This window comes from Luteimonas rhizosphaerae, assembly GCF_002849595.1.
In the GTDB taxonomy this organism is placed as follows: Bacteria; Pseudomonadota; Gammaproteobacteria; order Xanthomonadales; family Xanthomonadaceae; genus Luteimonas; species Luteimonas cellulosilyticus.
Window position 1 is genome coordinate 24,637 of record NZ_NRQR01000005.1, and the last position, 19,559, is coordinate 44,195.

The following is a 19,559-nucleotide window of genomic DNA, read 5'->3' on the forward strand; positions in this document are numbered from 1 at the left end:
CGCATCAGGTGCTGTCGTCGCCGTCGAGTTCCGGGTAGTGACGGAAGATACCGTTGGTGTTGAACGCCAGTCGCCGTGGCGACGCCAGGTAGGCGGCGATGTTGGGGCGCGCCGCAATCCGGGTCTCCAGGGCGCGCAGGGCCGGCAGTTGCGGTGACAGCGCGGCCATTGCCCGCGGATACGCATAGTCGAGTCCGCGCACCAGCTGGAACAGCGACAGGTCGACGTACGAATGCCGGCCGAGCGCATGGCCCTCGCCGCCCGCGACGACCTGTTCGAAATAGCCGAGGAATTTCGGCAGCCGGTGCCGGCGCAGATCGGCCGCGCGCCGGCGCGCCGCGTCCTTCTGGTCCTCGTAGTACTCGGCGCTGGCGATCGGATGGTGGCTGTCGTGGATCTCGGTCACCAGGTCGGCGATGGTCAGCTGCAGCTGCAAGGCCTGCAGGCGCGCCGGTTCGTCGCCCGGCACGAGCTCCAGGGCCGGGCCCAGGAAGTGCAGGATGTTGGCGACCTGGGCGAGGACCAGATCGCCGGCCTGGAGGAACGGCGGCGCGAAGGGGCGGACGCCGTTCCGGTCGCCGTCGAGGAAGGGCTGCAGCACGTCGTCGCCGTCCTCGCGGGCCACGTCGACGTAGTCGGCGCCCGCGTCCTCGAGCGCCAGCCGCACGAATTCACCGCGCCCCTGGATGCCGGTCCAGTAGTACAGCTGGTAGGTCATGTGCCACTCCGGGAAGGGAAAGGCGCACCCTAGGCCGGCCCGTGCAAGCGACGGGTGACGGGCACGGCAGGATCCCGTCAAGGCGGCGCCGCTTGCAACACACCGCTTCGACCGCATCTGGAAGACATGGCCGGCGACGCCGGCCCCCAATTTCCCGAGGATTTTCCCGATGCGGATGGACAAGCTCACGTCGCGGTTCCAGCAGGCGCTGGCCGACGCGCAGTCGCTGGCCGTGGGCCGCGACCACAACATGATCGAACCGGTGCACCTGCTGCTGGCGCTCGTCGACCAGCAGGGCGGGGGCACGCGGCCGTTGCTGGCCCAGGCCGGCGTCAACGTGCCGGTGCTGCGCGAGCGTCTGACCGAAGCGCTGGACCGGCTGCCGAAGGTGTCCGGCCAGGCCGGCCAGCTGTCGATCGGCAACGACCTCTCGCGCCTGCTCAACGTCACCGACAAGCTGGCCCAGCAGAGGGGCGACGCGTTCATCGCGTCCGAGCTGTTCGTGCTGGCCGCGCTCGACGACACCGGCGATGCGGGCAAGGCATTGCAGGCGGCCGGGGCGCAGAAGACGCGTCTGGACGCGGCGATCGAGAAGATGCGCGGCGGTGAAAGCGTCAAGGACGAGAATGCCGAAGAAGCGCGCCAGGCGCTGGAGAAGTACACGATCGATCTGACCGCGCGTGCCGAGAGCGGCAAGCTCGATCCGGTGGTCGGCCGCGACGAGGAAATCCGCCGCACGATCCAGGTGCTGCAGCGCCGGACCAAGAACAATCCCGTGCTGATCGGCGAGCCGGGCGTCGGCAAGACCGCGATCGTCGAAGGCCTGGCCCAGCGCATCATCAACAACGAAGTGCCCGAGGGCCTGCGCGGCAAGCGCGTGCTGTCGCTCGACATGGGCGCGCTGATCGCCGGCGCGAAGTTCCGCGGCGAATTCGAGGAGCGGCTCAAGGCGGTGCTCAACGACCTGTCGAAGAACGAGGGCCAGATCATCCTCTTCATCGACGAGCTGCACACGATGGTCGGCGCCGGCAAGGCCGAAGGGTCGATGGACGCGGGCAACATGCTCAAGCCCGCGCTCGCCCGCGGCGAATTGCACTGCATCGGCGCGACCACGCTCGACGAGTACCGCAAGTACGTCGAGAAGGACGCCGCGCTGGAGCGCCGCTTCCAGAAGGTGTTCGTCGGCGAGCCGAGCGTCGAGGACACGATCGCGATCCTGCGCGGGCTGAAGGAACGCTACGCGGTGCACCACGGCGTCGAAATCACCGACCCGGCGATCGTCGCCGCGGCCACGCTGTCGCACCGCTACATCGCCGACCGCCAGTTGCCGGACAAGGCCATCGACCTGATGGACGAGGCCGCGTCGCGCATCCGCATGGAGATCGACTCCAAGCCCGAGGAGCTCGACCGCAAGGAGCGCCGGCTGATCCAGCTCAAGATCCAGCGCGAGGCGCTGAAGAAGGAGAAGGACGCGGAGTCGAAGCAGCGCCTGGCGGATCTCGAAGCCGAGATCGCGACGCTCGAACGCGACTACAACGATCTGGAAGAAGTCTGGAAGGCGGAGAAGGCGACGCTGCAGGGCGCGACGAAGATCAAGGAGCAGATCGAGGCCGCGAAGCTCGATCTCGAAGCCGCGCAGCGCACCCAGGATTACGCGCGCATGAGCGAGATCCAGTACGGCACCCTGCCGGCGCTGGAGAAGCAGCTGCACGCCGCGCAGGAGGCCGAGACCCAGGGCTTCACCCTGCTGCAGGACAAGGTCACCGCCGAGGAGATCGCCCAGGTCGTCGCGCGCTGGACCGGCATTCCGGTCAGCAAGATGCTGGAAGGCGAGCGCGAGAAGCTGCTGGCGATGGAATCGCAGCTGCACACGCGCGTCGTCGGCCAGGAAGAAGCGATCAAGGTCGTGTCGGATTCCGTGCGGCGTTCGCGCGCCGGGCTCAGCGATCCCGGTCGTCCGACCGGCTCGTTCCTGTTCCTCGGCCCGACCGGCGTCGGCAAGACCGAGCTGTGCAAGGCACTCGCCGAATTCCTGTTCGACAGCAGTGAAGCGATGGTGCGCATCGACATGAGCGAGTTCATGGAGAAGCACTCGGTCGCGCGCCTGATCGGCGCGCCCCCCGGCTATGTGGGCTATGAGGAAGGCGGGTATCTGACCGAGGCCGTGCGGCGTCGTCCGTACAGCGTGATCCTCCTCGACGAGGTCGAGAAGGCCCATCCGGACGTCTTCAACATCCTGCTGCAGGTGCTCGACGACGGCCGCCTGACCGATGGCCAAGGGCGTACGGTCGATTTCCGCAATGCGGTGATCGTCATGACCTCGAACCTCGGCTCGCACCAGATCCAGGCGCTCGACGGCGACGATTCGCCCGAGGCCTACACCCAGATGAAGGCGGCGGTGATGGGGGTGGTGCAGGCGCATTTCCGGCCGGAGTTCATCAACCGGCTCGACGACATCGTCGTGTTCCATCCGCTCGACAAGGCCCAGATCCGCGAAATCGCACGTATCCAGATGCGGGGTCTCGAGAAGCGCCTGGCCGAGCGCGGCATGAAGATCGTGGTCTCGGACGAGGCGTTCGCGCTGCTCGGCAACGTCGGCTTCGATCCCGTCTACGGCGCGCGCCCGCTGAAGCGCGCGATCCAGCAGCAGCTGGAGAATCCGCTGGCTTCGAAGATCCTGTCGAACGTCTTCGTCAGCGGCGATACGGTCCGCGTCGACGCGGCGGGCGGCGCGCTGGTGTTCGCCAAGGACTGAGTCCTGCAGCGCCGCGTCGGGTCCGATTCCCGATCGGCGACGCGGCGGTTTCCGATGGACACCGCCCGGGTCGCATGGCTAGGGTGGTTTCACGTCGCGCGGGGATACGGGCGCGACGTCTTGCAGGACAGGGAAGCCATCTGCAGCGGACGCGTCGAGGCGTCCGCACCGTGTGACGCCGTGCCCGGCGTCCCTGTCCCGGAAGCAACTCATCGTCGTCGCCTGTGCGGCGGTGTCTCCGTGTCGCCCGGATCAACGAAAAGGACGTCGCAATGAACAAGCTCGTGGTGGGTGGGGTAATGGCGTTGGTGTTTGCCGCGGCATCGGCCGGCGCCGACGCGCAGGAAATGCAGCTGCGCAGTGGCGTGGTCACGGCGATCACCGCGATCCAGCAGGCCGTGGCCGCGCAGCCCAGGCCTGCGTCCAATGGGGGCGGGGCGCTGGGACGTGCGTTCGGACGCGTCGCGGGTCGCGCCGTCGGCCGCATGACCAACGACGGAGTTCTCGCCAACGATGCATATCAGATCAGCAGCGGGCTGGGACAGGACCTGACGGCGGGACAGGGCGGTGCGCAGGCCACGGGGACGGCGTACCTGGTACTGGTCCGCTTCAACGACGGGACCGAGTCCGCGATCCAGACCGCATCCGCCAGCAACCTGGCCATCGGCCACCGGGTCCGCGTCATCGGCACCGGCAACAGCGCGCAGGTCGTCCCGGAATAAGCGCGTTACGCCCCCGTCGGTGAGGGGGCGGGTCGACCTGATCCGGCAGCCGGGGCGTCTTCGTCGGGCGCCGCCAGCAGCGCGCGCAGCTGCGTCGCGGAGGCGCGACGCATCGGTTTCTCATCGATGCTCGAAAGCGGTGCCTGCCGCAATGCGTCGTGCGGCAGCACCGTCAGGTCGAACACCAGACCATCGGCGCTGAACAGCCAGACGGGCGCGTCGGCGCTGCGCTCGCGATCCAGCCGCAACTGGCGGTCCCGAAGCTCTGCCGGGATGTCGTGATCGTCGAGGAAACGCGCGACCGCGTCCGCATCGTCGGAGTACACCTGCAACTGGATCGGCGCATTGGCGTCGGCGGTGCCGTCGAGGACGCTGCCGACGAGTCGCGGCGAGAACGGGGCGAAGAACGCCAGCGCCTGCAGCGCCGATTCCCGGCGCAGGCGCAGCGCAGCGCGCTGCGAGTCGCCCTGGAACAGCCGCTGGTATTCGCGCAGGGCGGCCTCGATCTCGCTGTTGCGCGGCAACGAGGCATCGTCGTGGATCCCCAGCCGGCTGGCCGCCTTCAACTTGGCCTGCTGGAAATCGCGGAAGCCGCCCTCGGCCATCAGCCGCGCGGCCTCGGTCGCGAGGCGCTGGCGACGTTCGCGGATGCGCGTGTCCGCGTGCTGGCGGGCGTGGTGCATGCCGCTCCCCCTGTGGGCCTGTCGCCGAGCTTACCGGCGCGGCGTGACGGCTCGACGCGACACCGCCACGCCGGTGATCAGAAGATGTCGAACGCTTCCTCGGCCGGCACGTCGTCGATGCGCAGGTCGATTTCCGACTCCATGCGCTCCAGATCCTCGGCCTTGACGTACTCGATGATGCCGCCGTCGGCGTCGGTCGGCAGCAGCCGCCCCCCCGCCGTCACCGCGACGCGCACCATGCCGTCGGGCGGCTCGTTCGCGGCGATCGGGACGTCCTGCAGCGCGATGCGCATGAAGTCGATCCAGATCGGCAATGCCGCCCGCCCGCCGTATTCGCGGCGACCCAGCGAACGGTTGTCGTCGCGCCCCACCCAGACCGAGGTCACGAGATTGCCGCCGACGCCGGAGAACCAGGCATCGCGATAATCGTTGGTCGAGCCCGTCTTGCCGCCGATGTCCTCGCGCTCCAGCACCCGGGCCGCGGTGCCCGTACCGCGCAGGACGACGTCGCGCATCATCGAAACGACCTGGTAGGCGACGCGCTCGTCGATCGCGCGCGGTGCCATCACCGGTGCGGCGCCGTCTTCGCGCGGTGCGGGCGGTTCGGGTTCCGGCGCGGGGGCGGTCGCTTCCGTGACGTCGGCGACCGGCGCGGCCGGGCCCAGATTGAAGCCGTCGACGACGTTCGCCCGCGGCGCCGGCTGGCCCGGCGCGCCACCGGTGCCGCAGCCGCGACACGCGGTCGCCGGGTTCTCCTTGAACACCAGCTGGCCCTCGCGGTCGCGCACTTCGTCGATGAACCACGGGGTGATACGGAAACCGCCGTTGGCGAACACCGCATAGCCGCGGGTCACGTCGAGCGGCGTCAGCGACGGCGTGCCCAGCGCGATCGACAGGTTCGGCGGCAGCTGCGCTTCGTCGAAGCCGAAGTGGCTGATGTAGCGCCGCGCGTAATCGACGCCGATCGCATCGAGCAGGCGCACGGCGACCAGATTGCGCGATTGCACCAGCGCTTCGCGCAGGCGCATCGGGCCGCGGAACTTGCCGTCGGAGTTCTGCGGACGCCAGTCCTGGCCGCGCCGCATGCGGAACAGCACCGGCGCATCGAGCACGATCGACGCGGGGTTGAAGCCTTTCTCGAACGAGGCCGCGAAAATGAAGGGCTTGAAGCTGGAACCGGGCTGGCGGCGCGACTGGGTCGCGCGGTTGAAGTTGCTGCCGGCGAAGCTGAAGCCGCCGATCAGGGCGCGTAGCGCGCCGTTGTCCGGTTCCATCGACACCAGGGTCGCCTGGCCGCGCGGCAGCTGGTCCAGCTGCCAGGTCACGGCCGGCGGCGGCGCGTCCGCACTGTCGGACGTCGCGGCGGTGGTCCCGGCTTCCGCCTCGACCCGACGCACGCGGGTCAGCTGGCCACGCGACAGGAGCGCACCGGGATTGCGGCCGGTCCAGCGGCTCGACGCCGCATCGAGCGTCACCGTCGTGCCGTCCGCCAGCACCACGTCGGCCGTGCCGTCGCCGGCGCGCACGACGATCGCCGGCAGCAGGCCGCCCTGGGCGGGAATCCCGCGCAGGCGCGCTGCGGTCGTGGCCGCGTCCTCGTCGCTGGCCAGCTCGAAACTCTGCTCGGGCTCGACCCAGCCGTAGCGATGGTCGTAGGCGGCCAGGCCGCTGCGCACCGACAGCTCGGCGGCGGCCTGCATCGTCGGGTCGATGGTCGTGGTGACGTGGTAGCCCTTGGTCAGGACGTCGCCGCCATACCGTGCGAGCATCTCCTGGCGGACCATCTCGGCGATGTAGGGCGCGTAGACCTCGATCTCGCGCTCGTGCGGGGTGGCGTGCATCTCCGTCGCGCGCGCGGCATCGGCCTCGCTGGCGGTGATGAAGCCCAGCTCCTGCATGCGGGCGAGCACGTAGATGTCACGGCGCTCCTTGGCCCGCTCGGGATTGCTGATCGGGTTGCCGCTGGACGGGAACTTCGGGATCGCGGCCAGCGACGCCATCTCGTCGAGCGCCAGTGCATCGAGCGGTTTGCCGTAGTAGAACTCGGCCGCGGCGGCGACGCCGTAGGCGCGGTTGCCGAAGAAACTCTTGTTGAGATAGAGCTCGAGGATCTCGTCCTTCGACAGGTTCTGCTCCATCTTGCGCGCCAGCAGCATCTCGGCGAACTTGCGCGTGAAGCTGTACTCGGAGCTGAGGAAGAACTGCCGCGCGACCTGCTGGGTGATCGTCGAGCCGCCGGGGACGCGCTTGTCGTTGGTCGTCGCCAGCAGCCACAGTGCACGGCCGACGCCGCGGTAGTCGATGCCGCCGTGCTCGTAGAAGCGGGCGTCCTCGGTCGCGATGAAGGCCTGCTTGAGGCGTTCGGGGACGTTCTCGATCTCGACAGGGTAGCGCCGGGTCTCGCCGAACAGGGCGATCAGCCGGCCGTCGCGCGCATAGACGTACATCGGCTCCTGCATCTCGACATCGCGCAGCGAGGCGACGTCGGGCAGCTTGGACGCGACCGCGGTGTACAGAATGCCGGCGGCGACGGCGCCCAGGATGGCGAGCACGAGCGCGGCGATCAGGCCCCAGCGCAGCACACGGCGGAATCGGGACATGCGGGGCGGCCTTCCTGCGTCGTTGGAGTCGGTTCTCATCGCCGCGCAGTATAGGGGAGCGGCCCCGCGCACCCCATCTGCCCGCCGGGACCGCGGCTGCCGCGGCACAGGAACGGGTCAGCCCGCGTCCGAAGTGTGCGGGCGCCTCCAGTTCGGAGCGATGCCCCGTACGACAACTGTTGCCTTCGGGTGAAAAGTCCGTTATCTAATGCGCCGGGACACGAGGCGTGCGCAAGCGCCCGTGGCAAATGGGGAATGTCCGTGGGGCTCATTACGAAAAGCCAGGTGCCGCTTATCGGCGTCGATATCAGCTCGACTGCCGTCAAGCTGCTGCAGCTCTCGCGTGCCGGCAACCGGTACCGCGTGGAGCACTATGCGGTCGAGCCGCTGCCGCCGAACGCGGTGGTGGAGAAGAACATCGTCGAGGTCGAGGCCGTCGGCGAGGCGATCCGCCGCGCCGTGGCCCGCTCCGGCAGCAAGGCCCGGCACGCCGCGGCCGCGGTCGCAGGCTCGGCGGTCATCACCAAGACGATCCCGATGCCGGCCGACCTCGACGAGGACGACATGGAGTCGCAGGTCGAACTCGAAGCCGTCAATTACATTCCGTACCCGATCGAGGAAGTGAACCTCGATTTCGAGGTGCTCGGCGCGATGCCCGGCAACACCGAGATGGTCCAGGTGCTGCTGGCGGCCTCGCGGTCGGAGAACGTGGAGCTGCGCGCCTCGGCGCTGGAGCTCGGTGGCCTGACCGCCAAGGTCGTCGACGTCGAGGCCTTCGCGGTCGAGAACGCCTTCGCCCTGATCGCCAGCACCCTCAGCGTGCCGGTCGACGGCGTCGTGGCGCTGGTCGACGTCGGTGCGACGATGACCACGCTCAACGTCCTGCGCCATGGCCGCAGCCTCTACTCGCGCGAGCAGGTTTTCGGCGGCAAGCAGCTGACCGACGAGGTCATGCGCCGCTACGGCCTCAGCTACGAGGAAGCGGGCCTGGCCAAGCGCCAGGGCGGCCTGCCGGAGAGCTACGAGGTCGAAGTGCTGGAGCCGTTCAAGGAGGCGATGGTCCAGCAGATCAGCCGCCTGCTGCAGTTCTTCTATGCCGGCAGCGACTTCAACCGCGTCGACCAGATCGTGCTCGCCGGCGGTTGCGCGTCGATCCCCGGCGTTGCCGACATGGTCGAAGAGCAGATCGGCGTGCAGACGGTGCTGGCCAATCCGCTGGCGCAGATGACGCTCGGGCCGCGCGTCCAGGCGCACGCGCTGGCCCAGGACGCCCCGGCGTTGATGATCGCCTGCGGCCTGGCGCTGAGGAGCTTCGACTGATGGCAAGGATCAATCTCCTCCCCTGGCGCGTCGAACGGCGCAAGCAGCGGCAGAAGGAATTCGGAATCATGCTGGGCCTGGCGGCGCTCGCCGGGCTGGTGCTGTGGTTCCTCGTCAACATGTATTACAACGGCCAGATCAGCGGCCAGCAGGAACGCAACGCGTACCTGACGCAGCAGATCGCCGAGGTCGACAAGCAGATCGCCGAGATCGACGAGCTCGACCGCCAGAAGGCGCGCCTGCTCGCACGCAAGGGCGTCATCGAACAGCTGCAGGGCAACCGCTCGCAGATGGTGCACCTGTTCGACTCGCTGGTACGTACGATTCCCGACGGCGTGCTGCTGACCTCGCTGAAGCAGGAAGGGCAGACGCTGACGCTCGAAGGCCGTTCGCAGTCGAACGCGCGCGTCAGTACCTACATGCGCAACCTGGAGAGCTCGGGCTGGATGACCAGTCCGCGGCTGTCGATCATCGAGGCGCGCGACGGCGTCGTCGGACTGCCCTACGCGTTCCAGCTCAGCGTGACGCTGGCGACACCGAACGCGCCGGTGGATGCGGACGGCGACGGCATTCCCGATCCGGTGACCCCGGACGATGCCGCTGGCGCCGCCGATGCGGCCGCGCCCGCCGCCACCGCGCCGACCCCGGCCGCGACCGTTGAAGGAGCCACGCCGTGAGCAAGAAGAAGGTGTCGCTGCGCGAGCTCGACTTCAACAACACCGGCGGCTGGCCGCGCGAGTACAAGATCGGGTTCTGCGTGCTGGTCGGGGCGCTGATCTTCGGCCTGCTGTGGTACGTGATCACCCGCGACAAGGGCACCGAACTCGAAGGCCTGGAGGCGCAGGAAGCCACGCTGCGCCAGGACTTCGAGACCAAGCAGGGCCGTGCCGCGAATCTGGAGCCGCTGAAGCAGCAGCTCGCGCAGATGGAGCAGCAGCTGCAGCAGATGCTGCGCCAGCTGCCCAGCAAGACCGAGATGCCGGACCTGATCGTCGACATCTCGCAGACGGCGATCGCGACGGGTATCCAGAACGACCTGTTCCAGCCTGGCGAGGAGACCCCGCGGGAGTTCTACGCCGAGCAGCCGATCGCGTTGCGCATGGTCGGGACCTATCACCAGTTCGGCGCCTTCGTCAGCGGCGTTGCGTCGCTGCCGCGCGTGGTCATCATGACGATGCACGACATCTCGCTGAAGCCGCGCGGCAGTGGCAGCGGCGACGACGCGCTCGCCGCGATCGGCCCGAACTCGAGCTTGGAGCTGGTCGGCACCGTGAAGACGTACCGTTACCTCGACGAGGAAGAGACCGCAGCGCAGGAACAGGCGGCGGCGACGGCCGATGCCACGGGAGGCGCGCGCTGATGACGACGATGTCCAAGACGGCAGGCGCCCTGTCGCTCGCCATGTCCGTCCTGCTGGTCGCCGGCTGCGGCCGTGGCGTGACCAGCGAACCGGGCGATGCCCCGAATCTCGAGGAATGGGTCGACGAGGTGCGCCAGCGCCCCGCGCCGCCGCTCGATCCGCTGCCGGTCATGCAGCAGTTCGAGACGTTCGAATATTCGGCGCAGGGAATCCGCGACCCCTTCAGCGACGCGTTCACCGACGCCGACAGCGGGAGCGGCCCGCGTCCCGATTCCAACCGTCGCAAGCAGACCCTCGAGCAGTACCCGCTCGACAGTCTCGACATGGTCGGCACGCTCAACACCGGATCGCGCATGGTCGCGCTGGTGCTGGCGCCGGACAAGGTGACGCATCGCGTCGGGCCCGGCCAGTACCTGGGACAGAATGATGGCCGGGTCACGTCGGTCAACGAAGGCCGGATCGAGTTGGTGGAACTCGTTCCCGACGGTGCCGGTGGCTGGCTCGAAAGGCCCGCTTCGATCGCGCTCGAAGACAAATGATTAGGGGAAGGATGATGATCGTTAGCAACGCGCGACGCCTGACGCCGTACCGCACCAAACTCCCGATGCGGGCCAGCCTGCTCGGGCTCGCCATCGGTTCGTTCGCTGCCTTCAGTGGCGTGCACGCGGCGCCGGCACCGATGTCGTCGGCCGGTTACGCGGCCACGATGCTGCAGGCGGGCTCGACCGCCGCGATGCCCGCGGTGTCGGTCACCGACATCGATTTCAAGCGTGGCGACGGCGGCTCCGGCAAGCTGATCCTGCGCTTCGACGGTGACGGCGCCGCGCCCGACCTGCGCACGCAGGGCGGCAACATCGTCGTCAATCTCGGCAGTGCGACCTTGCCCGCGTCGCTGCAGCGTCCGCTCAACGTGACCGATTTCGCCACGCCGGTGCAGCGCATCGATGCCCGCCAGGGCAACGCGGGTGCGCAGGTCGTGCTCAGCGCCCAGGGCGATTTCGAACCGCTGGCGTACCAGACCGGTCGCGACTACATCGTCGAGATCGTGCCGCGCGCCGCGGCACCCGCTCGCGCCGTGGGTGCGACGACCACAGCCGCGACGATGGGCCAGGTCGGCACGGCGGACATCGCGGGCGCGCGTGCCTACACCGGCAGCCCCGTTACGTTCAATTTCCAGGACATCCCGGTCCGGACGGTGCTGCAGCTGATCGCCGACGAGTCCGACCTCAACATCGTCGCCAGCGACAGCGTGCAAGGCAGCGCCACCCTGCGCCTGACCAATGTGCCGTGGGACCAGGCGCTCGACATCGTCTTGCAGGCCAAGGGCCTCGACAAGCGTCGCAGCGGCAACGTCATCTGGGTCGCGCCGCAGACCGAGATCGCCTCGTTCGAGCAGGCCAAGGAAGATGCCCGCATCGCGATCGAAGAGCGGACCGAAATGGTCACGCGCTACATCCCGATCAGCTACGGCAACGCCGAGGATGTCGCCAAGTTGCTGACCGATGAGAGCAAAACCGGCAGCGGCGGCGGTGGCGGTGGTGGCGCATCCCAGAATCGCGGCTTCCTGTCGTCGCGCGGCAGCCTGAGCTTCGATCGCCGCACCAATACCCTGCTGGTGATCGACATCGCGCCGCGTGTGGAGGAGATCGAGAAGCTGGTCACGCAGCTCGACAAGCCGGTCGACCAGGTCGTCATCGAAGCGCGCATCGTCATCGCCAACGAGTCGTTCGCGCGGGATCTCGGCGCGCGGTTCGGCGTCAGCAGCCGGGCGGACCGCAACATCGACGACCGTGTCGATCTGGGCGGCGGTTTTGTCTCCACCCAGAACAACACGCTCGGCCGTCCCGGGGCACTGAACGTCAACCTGCCGGCCCTCGGCGCGCCCGCACTGGGCTTCACGATTCTCGGCAACACCATCAACTGGGCCGTCGAACTGTCGGCGCTACAGCAGGAAGGGCGGGGCGAGGTGATCTCGAACCCGCGCATCGTCACCAGCAACCAGCGCGAAGCCACGATCAGCCAGGGCCAGGAGATCGGCTACATCACGGTGACCGGCGGTCAGAGCAACAGTGTGCCGACCGTGGAATTCAAGGATGTGCTGCTGGAGCTGAAGGTCACGCCGACGATCACCAACGACGGCCGCGTGTTCCTCGCGATGGACATCAAGAAGGACGAGGTCGAAGGTGAGATCGAGTACGAAGGGATCGGTTCGGTGCCGCTCATCAGCAAGCGCAGCGTCACGACAGCGGTGCTGATCGACGATGGCCAGACGGTCGCGATCGGCGGTGTCTACGAGTTCACGGATCGTGCGTCGCTGTCGAAGGTGCCTTTCCTTGGCGACCTGCCGATCCTCGGCAATCTGTTCAAGAGCCGTGGTCGCACCAAGGAAAAAGCGGAGTTGCTGATCTTCGTCACACCGAAGGTCATGCGGGTCGCGCAGCGCCCGATCGGCTGATCGGCGCGACGTCACGAAACGGGGCCTGCGGGCCCCGTTTTCGTTTGGCACTTTCTGGAATTCACCCCGCATTTGCCTGCGGTTGAACCAAGCCGGGCCAGACCGGTCAAACTGGCCCTGGCGCGACTGGCGCCGACGACGGGCCCACCATGGATCGCGAGACGCCGCATTCCTCCGAGCTGCACGCGCGCTTCATCGCGCTTCGCGATGCGCTGTCGGCCGAAATCATCGGCCAGTCGATGCTCGTCGACCGGCTGCTGGTCGCCCTGCTGGCGGACGGTCACCTTCTGGTCGAAGGCGCGCCGGGCCTGGCGAAGACCACGGCGATCCGCGCGCTGGCGGCGCGACTCGACGCCGAGTTCGCCCGCGTGCAGTTCACGCCGGACCTGCTGCCGGCCGACCTGACCGGGACCGAGATCTGGCGTCCGCAGGACGGCCGTTTCGAGTTCCAGGCCGGGCCGATCTTCCATCCGCTGTTGCTCGCCGACGAGATCAATCGCGCACCGGCCAAGGTGCAGTCAGCCTTGCTGGAAGCGATGGGCGAGCGCCAGGTCACGGTGGGACGCGAGACCTACCGCCTGCCGCAGCTGTTCCTGGTCATGGCGACCCAGAACCCGATCGAGCAGGAGGGCACGTTCCCGCTGCCCGAAGCGCAGCTCGACCGCTTCCTGATGTATGTGCGGGTCGGGTATCCGCAGGCGGACGCGGAGGCGCAGATCCTGAAACTGGCGCGTGATCGCGCGCTGGCGTTGCTGGATGCCGAGGCGCCCGTGCCCGAACGTCTGCCGCTGGACGTGCTGTTCGCCGCGCGCCGCGCGGTGCTCGAGGTGCATCTGGCGCCGCCGGTCGAGCGCTATCTGATCGAGCTGGTGCTCGCCTCGCGCGACGCCGGTCGCTACGACGCCGCGCTGGCGAAGCGCATCGCCTGGGGCGCGAGTCCGCGCGGTTCGATCGCGCTGGAGCGTTGCGCGCGTGCGCATGCCTGGCTCGCGGGGCGCGACTTCGTGACGCCGGACGACGTCCGCGCGATCGCGCCCGACGTGCTGCGGCATCGCGTGCTGCCCAGCTACGAAGCCACGGCGGAGGGCTGGGATGGCGATCGTCTGGTCGCGTCCCTGCTCGACGAGGTGCCGCTGCCGTGAGTGGCGCGTGGTGGCGACGGTCGCGACCTCGCATGCGCATGGCGTGCCCAGCACCGCGGGCGGGCCGGTCGAGGTGAACGACGCGGCGCCCACATCCGGACTCGTGCCGACGCTCGCCGAACTGGTGGGGCTGCGCGCCCTGGCGCGTGGTCGCTCCGGCGCGCGTCGCGCGACCGGCGGCGTACGCCAGCAGGCGCGGGCCCCGCAGCGCGGACACGGCATGGAATATGCCGAGTCGCGCGATTACGTCGCCGGCGACGACGCCCGCCACATCGACTGGCGCGTCACCGCGCGGACCGGACGCGCGCACACCAAGACGTTCCAGGCCGAGCGCGAGCGGCTGAGTCTGATCGTCGCCGATACCGCGCCGGCCCTGTATTTCGGCACGCGGCAGCGGTTCAAGTCGGTGCAGGCGGCGCGCGCCGGTGCGATCGCGGCGTGGTCGGCGATCGGGGAGGGCGACCGGATCGCCGCGCTGCGCGGCACGATCGCCGAGCCGCCGGTGCCGCCCGGCAGCGGCCCGCGCGGCGCGCTGCGCGTGCTCGATGCGCTGGTCCGCTGGTACACCGTGCCGCCGCGCGATGATGCGGGCCTCGATGTCGCACTGGATCACGCCAGGCGGCTGCTGCGTCCGGGCTCGCGCCTGCTGGTGCTGGCCGACGCGGCGTCTCGGTGACGCCGTGCAGCGGGCGCGTTGGCGGCAGGCGTTCGGCGCGCCCGTCGAGCAGGCGCTCGCGTTGTTGCAGGCGCGCGGGGTGCGCGCCGCGATGCTGTCGACCGACACGCCCGGCGACGACTGGCTGCCGTTGTTCGGCCGGCCGAAGGTGCGCTGACATGCAGGCCCCGGATCTCGTGCTGCGCGACATCCACCAGCCACCGCCGCCGGACTGGTGGCCGCCGGCGCCCGGCTGGTGGCTGGTGTTCGGCGGCATGCTGCTCGCGGCGATCGTTGCAGCGGTCGTCCTGCGCCGACGTCGTGCCGTGCGCCTGCGCTACATGCGCCTGTTCGACGACGAGGTCGCGGCGGCCACGACGCCGGTCGCGCGACTCGCCGCGATGTCGGCCCTGTTGCGGCGCGCCGCGCGCCGTATCGACCCGCACGCCGATCGCCTGACGGGCGACGACTGGATGCGCTTTCTCGACCGCGGTGCGCGGACGCCGGCGTTCTCCGGTGACGGCGTCGGCGCGCTGTTGCGCGATGGCGGGTTCCGGCGTGATCTGGCCGCAGCGGATGTCGACGCGGTGCAGACCCTGGCCCGGCAGCGGTTCGCGCGACTGATGGCGGCGCGTCGATGATGGATGCCTGGCCCGTGTCGCTCGGGGCATTGCCCGGGCTGTTCGCCTGGCCCTGGCTGCTGCTGGCGATCCCGCTGCCGTGGCTGGTCTGGCGCTTCGCGACGCCGGTGCCCCGCGGCGGGGCCGCATTGCGCATGCCGGACGACGCACGGCTCGCCGCGCTGGCGGCGCCGTCGCGTCGCGGCGGCGCGGCGCGCATGCCCTGGCTGCTGTGGCTGGCGTGGGCGTTGCTGTGCGTCGCCGCGGCGCGTCCGCAGACGCTGGGCGAGCCGGTCGCGCCGCCGCAGGCGGGGCGCGACCTGATGCTGGCGGTCGACCTGTCGGCGAGCATGGGCGAGGAAGACATGGTCATCGGGCGCCGGGTCGTCGACCGCCTGACCGCGGCCAAGGCCGTGATCGCCGATTTCCTCGATCGCCGCGCCGGCGATCGCATCGGCCTGATCGTGTTCGGCCAGCGCGCCTACGCGATGACGCCGATGACCCGCGACCGCGACAGCGTGCGCCAGCAGCTCGACGACACGGTGGTCGGCCTGGTCGGCCGCGAGACCGCGATCGGCGATGCGGTCGGCCTCGCGGTCAAGCGGCTGCAGGCGCAGCCGGCGGGGCAGCGCGTATTGATCCTGCTGACCGACGGGGTCAACAACGCCGGGCTGCTGTCGCCGCAGAAAGCGGCCGAGCTCGCGCGCGATGCCGACGTGCGCGTGCACACCATCGCCTTCGGCAGCGACGAGGGTGCGCTGTCGGTGTTCGGTTTCCGCATGCCGACCGGCGGCGAGCCGGCGATCGACGAAGCGGCGCTGCAGGACATCGCCGACACCACCGGCGGGCGTGCGTTCCGCGCACGCGACAGCGAAGCGCTGGCCGGCATCTATGGCGAGATCGACCGGCTCGAACCCATCGACGTGCCCGGCCCGCAACTGCGGCCGCGGATCGAGCGCTATCCGGCGCCGCTCGCACTGGCGCTCCTGGTCGCATTGCTGGCGCTGCTGCCGTGGCGGCGCGGCTGGCACCGGTTGCACGATACCCGGGCGTCCTCCGCATGACCCTGTTCGACACCGTGCATTTCCTGCGACCGCAGTGGCTGTGGCTGCTGCTGGCCTTGCCCCTGCTGGCCTGGGGCTGGCTGGCGCGTCGCCGCGCCGACGAGGCCTGGCGCGCGCACGTCGATGCGCACCTGCTGCCGCATCTGCTCGAGCGCGGGCCGGCGCGGCGTGCGGTCGTCGCGCCGCTCGCATGGGCGCTGGCGGTCGCGCTGGCGGTGCTGGCACTGGCGGGGCCCGCGTGGCGGCATGCCGAACAGCCGCTGCAGACTTCAAGCGCGCCGCTGGTGGTCGCGCTGGACCTGTCTTCGTCGATCCTCGCGCGCGATCTGCCGCCATCGCGCCTGCTGCAGGTGCGCGCCAAGCTGGCCGCGCTGCTGGCCCAGCGCGACGGGGGACAGGTCGCGCTGCTGGCCTACGCCGACGATGCGTTCACCGTCGCACCGCTGACCGAGGACGTCGGCAACGTGGCGCTGTATCTCGATGCGCTCTCGCCCGACATCATGCCGGTCGACGGCAGCCGCGCGGAGCGTGCGATCGCGCAGGCGCTGCGTCTGCTGACCCAGGCGGGCGCGGCGCGCGGCGACATCCTCGTCGTCAGCGACCACGTCGACGACGACGCGGTGCGCGCCGCCGCATCGGCATCCGTCGCGGGGTATCGGGTGTCGGCGCTGGGCCTCGGCACGCCGGTCGGCGTCACCGTGCCGGACCGCGATGGCGGCAGCGCCGTCGCGCGTCTGGACGCGGCGTCGCTGGGCGCGCTGGCAGCCGCGGGCGGCGGCGCGTTCGAGACGATGACGACCGGCCCCGGCGACCTGCAGGCGCTGGGCCTGCTGACACCCGACGCCGTCGCGCAGGACGCGCGCGCGTCCGCGTCCGGCACGACCGCCACGCGGGTCTGGCGCGACGAAGGCTACTGGCTGCTGCTGCCCCTGCTGCTGCTGTGCCTGGCGGCGTTCCGTCGCGGTGCCACGACGGCGGTGCTCGTGCTGGCCGTCGCTTGCTCGCTGCCGCCGGCGCATGCGCAGACGCCGGCGGACGCGTCGCCGCCGGGCACGCTGTGGAAGCGCGCGGACCAGGCCGAGCACGAGCGCGTCGAGGCAGGCGCTGCCGCCTATCGCGCCGAGCGCTACGAGGACGCGCTGCGGCGCTGGCAGGGCGTGCGCGGCGCGGACGCCGCCTACAACCGCGGCAACGCGCTGGCGAAGGCAGGCCGCTACGACGAAGCGATCCGCGCCTACGACGAAGCGCTGGCCGCGCAACCGGGCATGGCCGACGCCGAAGCGAACCGCCAGGCCGTGCTGGCCGCGCAGCAGCGCAAGCCGCCACCCGGCCCGGGCGATGATTCGCGCGGGCAGCCGCAGCCGCGCGATGACGCCTCGGCAGGTTCGCCGGGCGATGCCGGGCAGCCCTCGCCGTCGCAGGGCGGCCAAGCCGCACCGCCGGATCCCGGTTCCGATGGCGCGCCGCCGTCGGGCGACCCGACGCCGGGCGAGGGCGACATGCCGGAGCCGGCCGGGGATGCCGGCACGCCGGCCGACCAGCAGGCCGCCGACGCGGCGATGCGCGATGCGCTGCAACGTGCGCTCGACGCCGAACGCTCGGACCAGGGCGATGCCGACGCCGACGGCACCGCGGCCGAGCAGCAGGAGGCCGACACCCCGGCCGAGCGCGAGCGCCGCCAGGCCAACGACGCCTGGCTGCGGCGCCTGCCGGACGATCCCGGCGGTCTGCTGCGGGCCAAGTTCCTGCTCGAGCACGAGCGCCGGCAGGGCGGGGCGGCGACCCGATGACGCGCCGACTCGCCCGTCTCCTCGGCCTCGTCGTCGCGTTGTCGCTGTGCGGCCTCGTCTCCGCGCAGGACACGACGCGCGCCTGGCTCGATCGCGATCGCATCGCCCTCGGCGAGACGACGACGCTGAACATCGAGACGCAGCAGCCCGGCGTCGACGCGCCGGACTGGTCCGTGCTCGATCGCGAGTTCGAGGCGACGGGCCACACCAGCCGGCGTCAGGTGGAACTGCGCGACGGCCGCCGCGTCGACCGCACCCTGTTCGCCGTCGCGCTGCGTCCGCGCCGCGAGGGCGTGCTGACCGTGCCGGCGCTGCGCATCGGTGCGGAGACGACCGCGCCGCTCCCGCTCAGCGTCGGCCCGGCACGGATCGCGGGCTCGCGCGACGGCGCGCCCGCCTTCATCGAAGCCGAGGTCGACGTGCAGTCGCCCTACGTCCAGCAGTCGGTCGGCTACACGCTGCGGCTGTATTACGCGACGCAGCTGGTGTCCGGGCAGCTCGACCAGCCCGCACCCGACGGCGCCGCGCTGCAGCGGGTCGGCGACGATGTGCAGTACGCGCGCGAGATCGACGGGCGGCGCTACGCGGTCGTCGAGCGACGCTTCCAGATCGTCCCCGAGCGCAGCGGCACGCTGACGATTCCCGGCGCGCATTTCGAAGGGCGCGGCGTCGGCGGCAGCGGCATGTTCGACGACATCTTCAACCGCGGACCGCGTCTGCTGCAGGCCAACGGGCCGCCGAGCGTACTGACGGTGCGCCCGGTGCCCGCTGGCGCGCCGCAGCCGTGGCTGCCGTTGTACGCGGTCGAGGCGCGCTGGCTGGACGCGCCGCGCGATGCGCGCGCTGGCGAGGCGACGACGCTGGTGGCCGAGGTGCGCTACGACGGCAGCGTCGCCGCGCAGCTCCCCGAGTTGCGGGCGCCGGCCGTTCCGGGCGCGCAGGTCTTCGCCGAGCCGCCGCAGATCGAGGAACACTTCGACGGCGGCCGTCCGCAGGTCGTGCTGGTGCGGCGGTTCTCGATCGTGCCCGATGCGCCCGGCACGCTGCAGGTGCCGGGACCGGGGATCGCCTGGTGGGACGCGCGCGCCGGTACCGCGCGCACGACCGCGCTGCCGCCGGTCACCCTGCAGGTGGCGCCGGGCAGCGGTCCCGCGGTGTCGGCGCCGTCGAACGAGGCGCGGACGCCCTCGACCGGTTCCGCACCCGATGCACCCGTGTGGCGCTGGCCCGTTCTTGCCGGCCTCGCGGGTGCCGCATTGCTGCTCGCGGCGCTGGCGTGGCGTCGCCGGCGCATCACCGGCCAGGTCCCACCCGCCATGTCCGCGGCCGTCGCCGCGCCGCGCACGACGCCGCTGCAGCTGCGGCAGCTGTTGCAGAGCGGCGGCCAGGACGACGTCTCCGCCGCGCTGTGCGCGCTGGTGACGCCGCCGGCCGCCTCGCTGGATGCGTTGCGGACGCGACTGCGCGATCCGGCGCAGCGCGACGCGCTCGACCAGTGGCAACGCGCGCGCTGGGCGCAGGGCGATGTGGCCGCGGCGCGTGCCGCGTTGCAGGCGGCATTCCGCGATGGTGCCGATACGATCGTGGATCCCGGTCCGGCCCCCGCGACCCGCGACACGCTGCCGCCCCTGTACCCGCCGCGCTGAGGCGACGCGCGGGTGCGTTCCCGGCGCGC

The 19,559-nt window shown here is 70.5% G+C and carries 15 protein-coding genes and 1 pseudogene; 13 read left to right on the forward strand and 3 right to left on the reverse strand.

All coding sequences use genetic code 11. The annotated features are described in order from the left end of the window. Positions 1-4: 4 nt before the first annotated feature. Complete coding sequence (locus CJ022_RS02425) at positions 5-718, reverse strand: glutathione S-transferase (protein ID WP_101925114.1); 714 nt, start codon at positions 716-718, stop codon at positions 5-7. Positions 719-887: 169 nt separating this feature from the next. On the opposite strand from CJ022_RS02425, the gene clpB reads away from it, so the two are divergent. Together clpB and CJ022_RS02435 are read left to right on the forward strand one after the other, a co-directional pair. After that, entirely contained in the window at positions 888-3,473 is a 2,586-nt protein-coding gene (gene clpB, locus CJ022_RS02430; RefSeq protein ID WP_101925115.1) for an ATP-dependent chaperone ClpB, read from the forward strand. 272 nt (positions 3,474-3,745) lie between these two features. Further along, positions 3,746-4,195: a hypothetical protein gene (locus CJ022_RS02435; protein WP_143703859.1), complete on the forward strand. Its 450-nt coding sequence runs from the start codon at positions 3,746-3,748 to the stop codon at positions 4,193-4,195. Positions 4,196-4,200: 5 nt separating this feature from the next. On the opposite strand, the gene CJ022_RS02440 is transcribed toward CJ022_RS02435, so the two are convergent. Then, positions 4,201-4,878, reverse strand: coding sequence for a hypothetical protein (locus tag CJ022_RS02440; protein ID WP_101925117.1), 678 nt, complete (start codon positions 4,876-4,878; stop codon positions 4,201-4,203). A gap of 77 nt (positions 4,879-4,955) precedes the next feature. Next, entirely contained in the window at positions 4,956-7,478 is a 2,523-nt protein-coding gene (locus tag CJ022_RS02445; protein ID WP_101925118.1) for a penicillin-binding protein 1A, read from the reverse strand. 261 nt (positions 7,479-7,739) lie between these two features. Between CJ022_RS02445 and CJ022_RS02450 the strand changes: the two genes are divergently transcribed. From CJ022_RS02450 to CJ022_RS02500, 11 genes and pseudogenes are all read left to right on the forward strand, one after another. Further along, on the forward strand, positions 7,740-8,798 hold the full coding sequence (locus CJ022_RS02450; protein ID WP_101925247.1) for a pilus assembly protein PilM: 1,059 nt from the start codon (positions 7,740-7,742) through the stop codon (positions 8,796-8,798). Beyond that, positions 8,798-9,475 carry a PilN domain-containing protein gene (locus CJ022_RS02455; protein WP_101925119.1) on the forward strand — a complete coding sequence of 226 codons (678 nt, stop codon included), beginning with the start codon at positions 8,798-8,800 and terminating at the stop codon, positions 9,473-9,475. The genes CJ022_RS02450 and CJ022_RS02455 overlap by 1 nt, the downstream gene beginning before the upstream one ends. Beyond that, positions 9,472-10,158, forward strand: a complete 687-nt coding sequence (locus tag CJ022_RS02460) for a type 4a pilus biogenesis protein PilO (protein WP_101925120.1) — start codon at positions 9,472-9,474, stop codon at positions 10,156-10,158. Before CJ022_RS02455 ends, CJ022_RS02460 begins: the two co-directional genes overlap by 4 nt. 8 nt (positions 10,159-10,166) lie before the next feature. Then, positions 10,167-10,697, forward strand: a complete 531-nt coding sequence (locus CJ022_RS02465) for a pilus assembly protein PilP (RefSeq protein WP_101925248.1) — start codon at positions 10,167-10,169, stop codon at positions 10,695-10,697. 14 nt (positions 10,698-10,711) lie between these two features. Next, positions 10,712-12,613, forward strand: coding sequence for a type IV pilus secretin PilQ (locus CJ022_RS02470; protein WP_101925249.1), 1,902 nt, complete (start codon positions 10,712-10,714; stop codon positions 12,611-12,613). A gap of 149 nt (positions 12,614-12,762) precedes the next feature. Continuing rightward, positions 12,763-13,755 carry an AAA family ATPase gene (locus CJ022_RS02475; protein WP_101925121.1) on the forward strand — a complete coding sequence of 331 codons (993 nt, stop codon included), beginning with the start codon at positions 12,763-12,765 and terminating at the stop codon, positions 13,753-13,755. Between the two features lie 43 nt (positions 13,756-13,798). Beyond that, positions 13,799-14,588: pseudogene (locus CJ022_RS02480) on the forward strand (DUF58 domain-containing protein). A gap of 1 nt (position 14,589) precedes the next feature. Then, positions 14,590-15,051, forward strand: coding sequence for a DUF4381 family protein (locus CJ022_RS02485; protein ID WP_101925122.1), 462 nt, complete (start codon positions 14,590-14,592; stop codon positions 15,049-15,051). Next, entirely contained in the window at positions 15,051-16,094 is a 1,044-nt protein-coding gene (locus tag CJ022_RS02490; protein ID WP_101925123.1) for a vWA domain-containing protein, read from the forward strand. The genes CJ022_RS02485 and CJ022_RS02490 overlap by 1 nt, the downstream gene beginning before the upstream one ends. Further along, positions 16,091-17,884: a VWA domain-containing protein gene (locus tag CJ022_RS02495; protein WP_101925124.1), complete on the forward strand. Its 1,794-nt coding sequence runs from the start codon at positions 16,091-16,093 to the stop codon at positions 17,882-17,884. The genes CJ022_RS02490 and CJ022_RS02495 overlap by 4 nt, the downstream gene beginning before the upstream one ends. Further along, entirely contained in the window at positions 17,881-19,530 is a 1,650-nt protein-coding gene (locus tag CJ022_RS02500) for a BatD family protein (protein ID WP_101925125.1), read from the forward strand. The genes CJ022_RS02495 and CJ022_RS02500 overlap by 4 nt, the downstream gene beginning before the upstream one ends. The last annotated feature ends 29 nt before the right edge of the window (positions 19,531-19,559 follow it).

Bases quoted from the DNA above. Each gene is read 5' to 3' on its own strand.
- clpB (WP_101925115.1), top strand. From the start codon at position 888: ATGCGGATGGACAAGCTCACGTCGCGGTTCCAGCAGGCGCTGGCCGAC.
- CJ022_RS02490 (WP_101925123.1), top strand. From the start codon at position 15,051: ATGGATGCCTGGCCCGTGTCGCTCGGGGCATTGCCCGGGCTGTTCGCC.
- CJ022_RS02495 (WP_101925124.1), top strand. From the start codon at position 16,091: ATGACCCTGTTCGACACCGTGCATTTCCTGCGACCGCAGTGGCTGTGG.
- CJ022_RS02500 (WP_101925125.1), top strand. From the start codon at position 17,881: ATGACGCGCCGACTCGCCCGTCTCCTCGGCCTCGTCGTCGCGTTGTCG.
- CJ022_RS02435 (WP_143703859.1), top strand. From the start codon at position 3,746: ATGAACAAGCTCGTGGTGGGTGGGGTAATGGCGTTGGTGTTTGCCGCG.
- CJ022_RS02440 (WP_101925117.1), bottom strand. From the start codon at position 4,878: ATGCACCACGCCCGCCAGCACGCGGACACGCGCATCCGCGAACGTCGC.
- CJ022_RS02465 (WP_101925248.1), top strand. From the start codon at position 10,167: ATGTCCAAGACGGCAGGCGCCCTGTCGCTCGCCATGTCCGTCCTGCTG.
- CJ022_RS02470 (WP_101925249.1), top strand. From the start codon at position 10,712: ATGATCGTTAGCAACGCGCGACGCCTGACGCCGTACCGCACCAAACTC.
- CJ022_RS02475 (WP_101925121.1), top strand. From the start codon at position 12,763: ATGGATCGCGAGACGCCGCATTCCTCCGAGCTGCACGCGCGCTTCATC.
- CJ022_RS02445 (WP_101925118.1), bottom strand. From the start codon at position 7,478: ATGTCCCGATTCCGCCGTGTGCTGCGCTGGGGCCTGATCGCCGCGCTC.
- CJ022_RS02425 (WP_101925114.1), bottom strand. From the start codon at position 718: ATGACCTACCAGCTGTACTACTGGACCGGCATCCAGGGGCGCGGTGAA.
- CJ022_RS02455 (WP_101925119.1), top strand. From the start codon at position 8,798: ATGGCAAGGATCAATCTCCTCCCCTGGCGCGTCGAACGGCGCAAGCAG.
- CJ022_RS02485 (WP_101925122.1), top strand. From the start codon at position 14,590: ATGCAGGCCCCGGATCTCGTGCTGCGCGACATCCACCAGCCACCGCCG.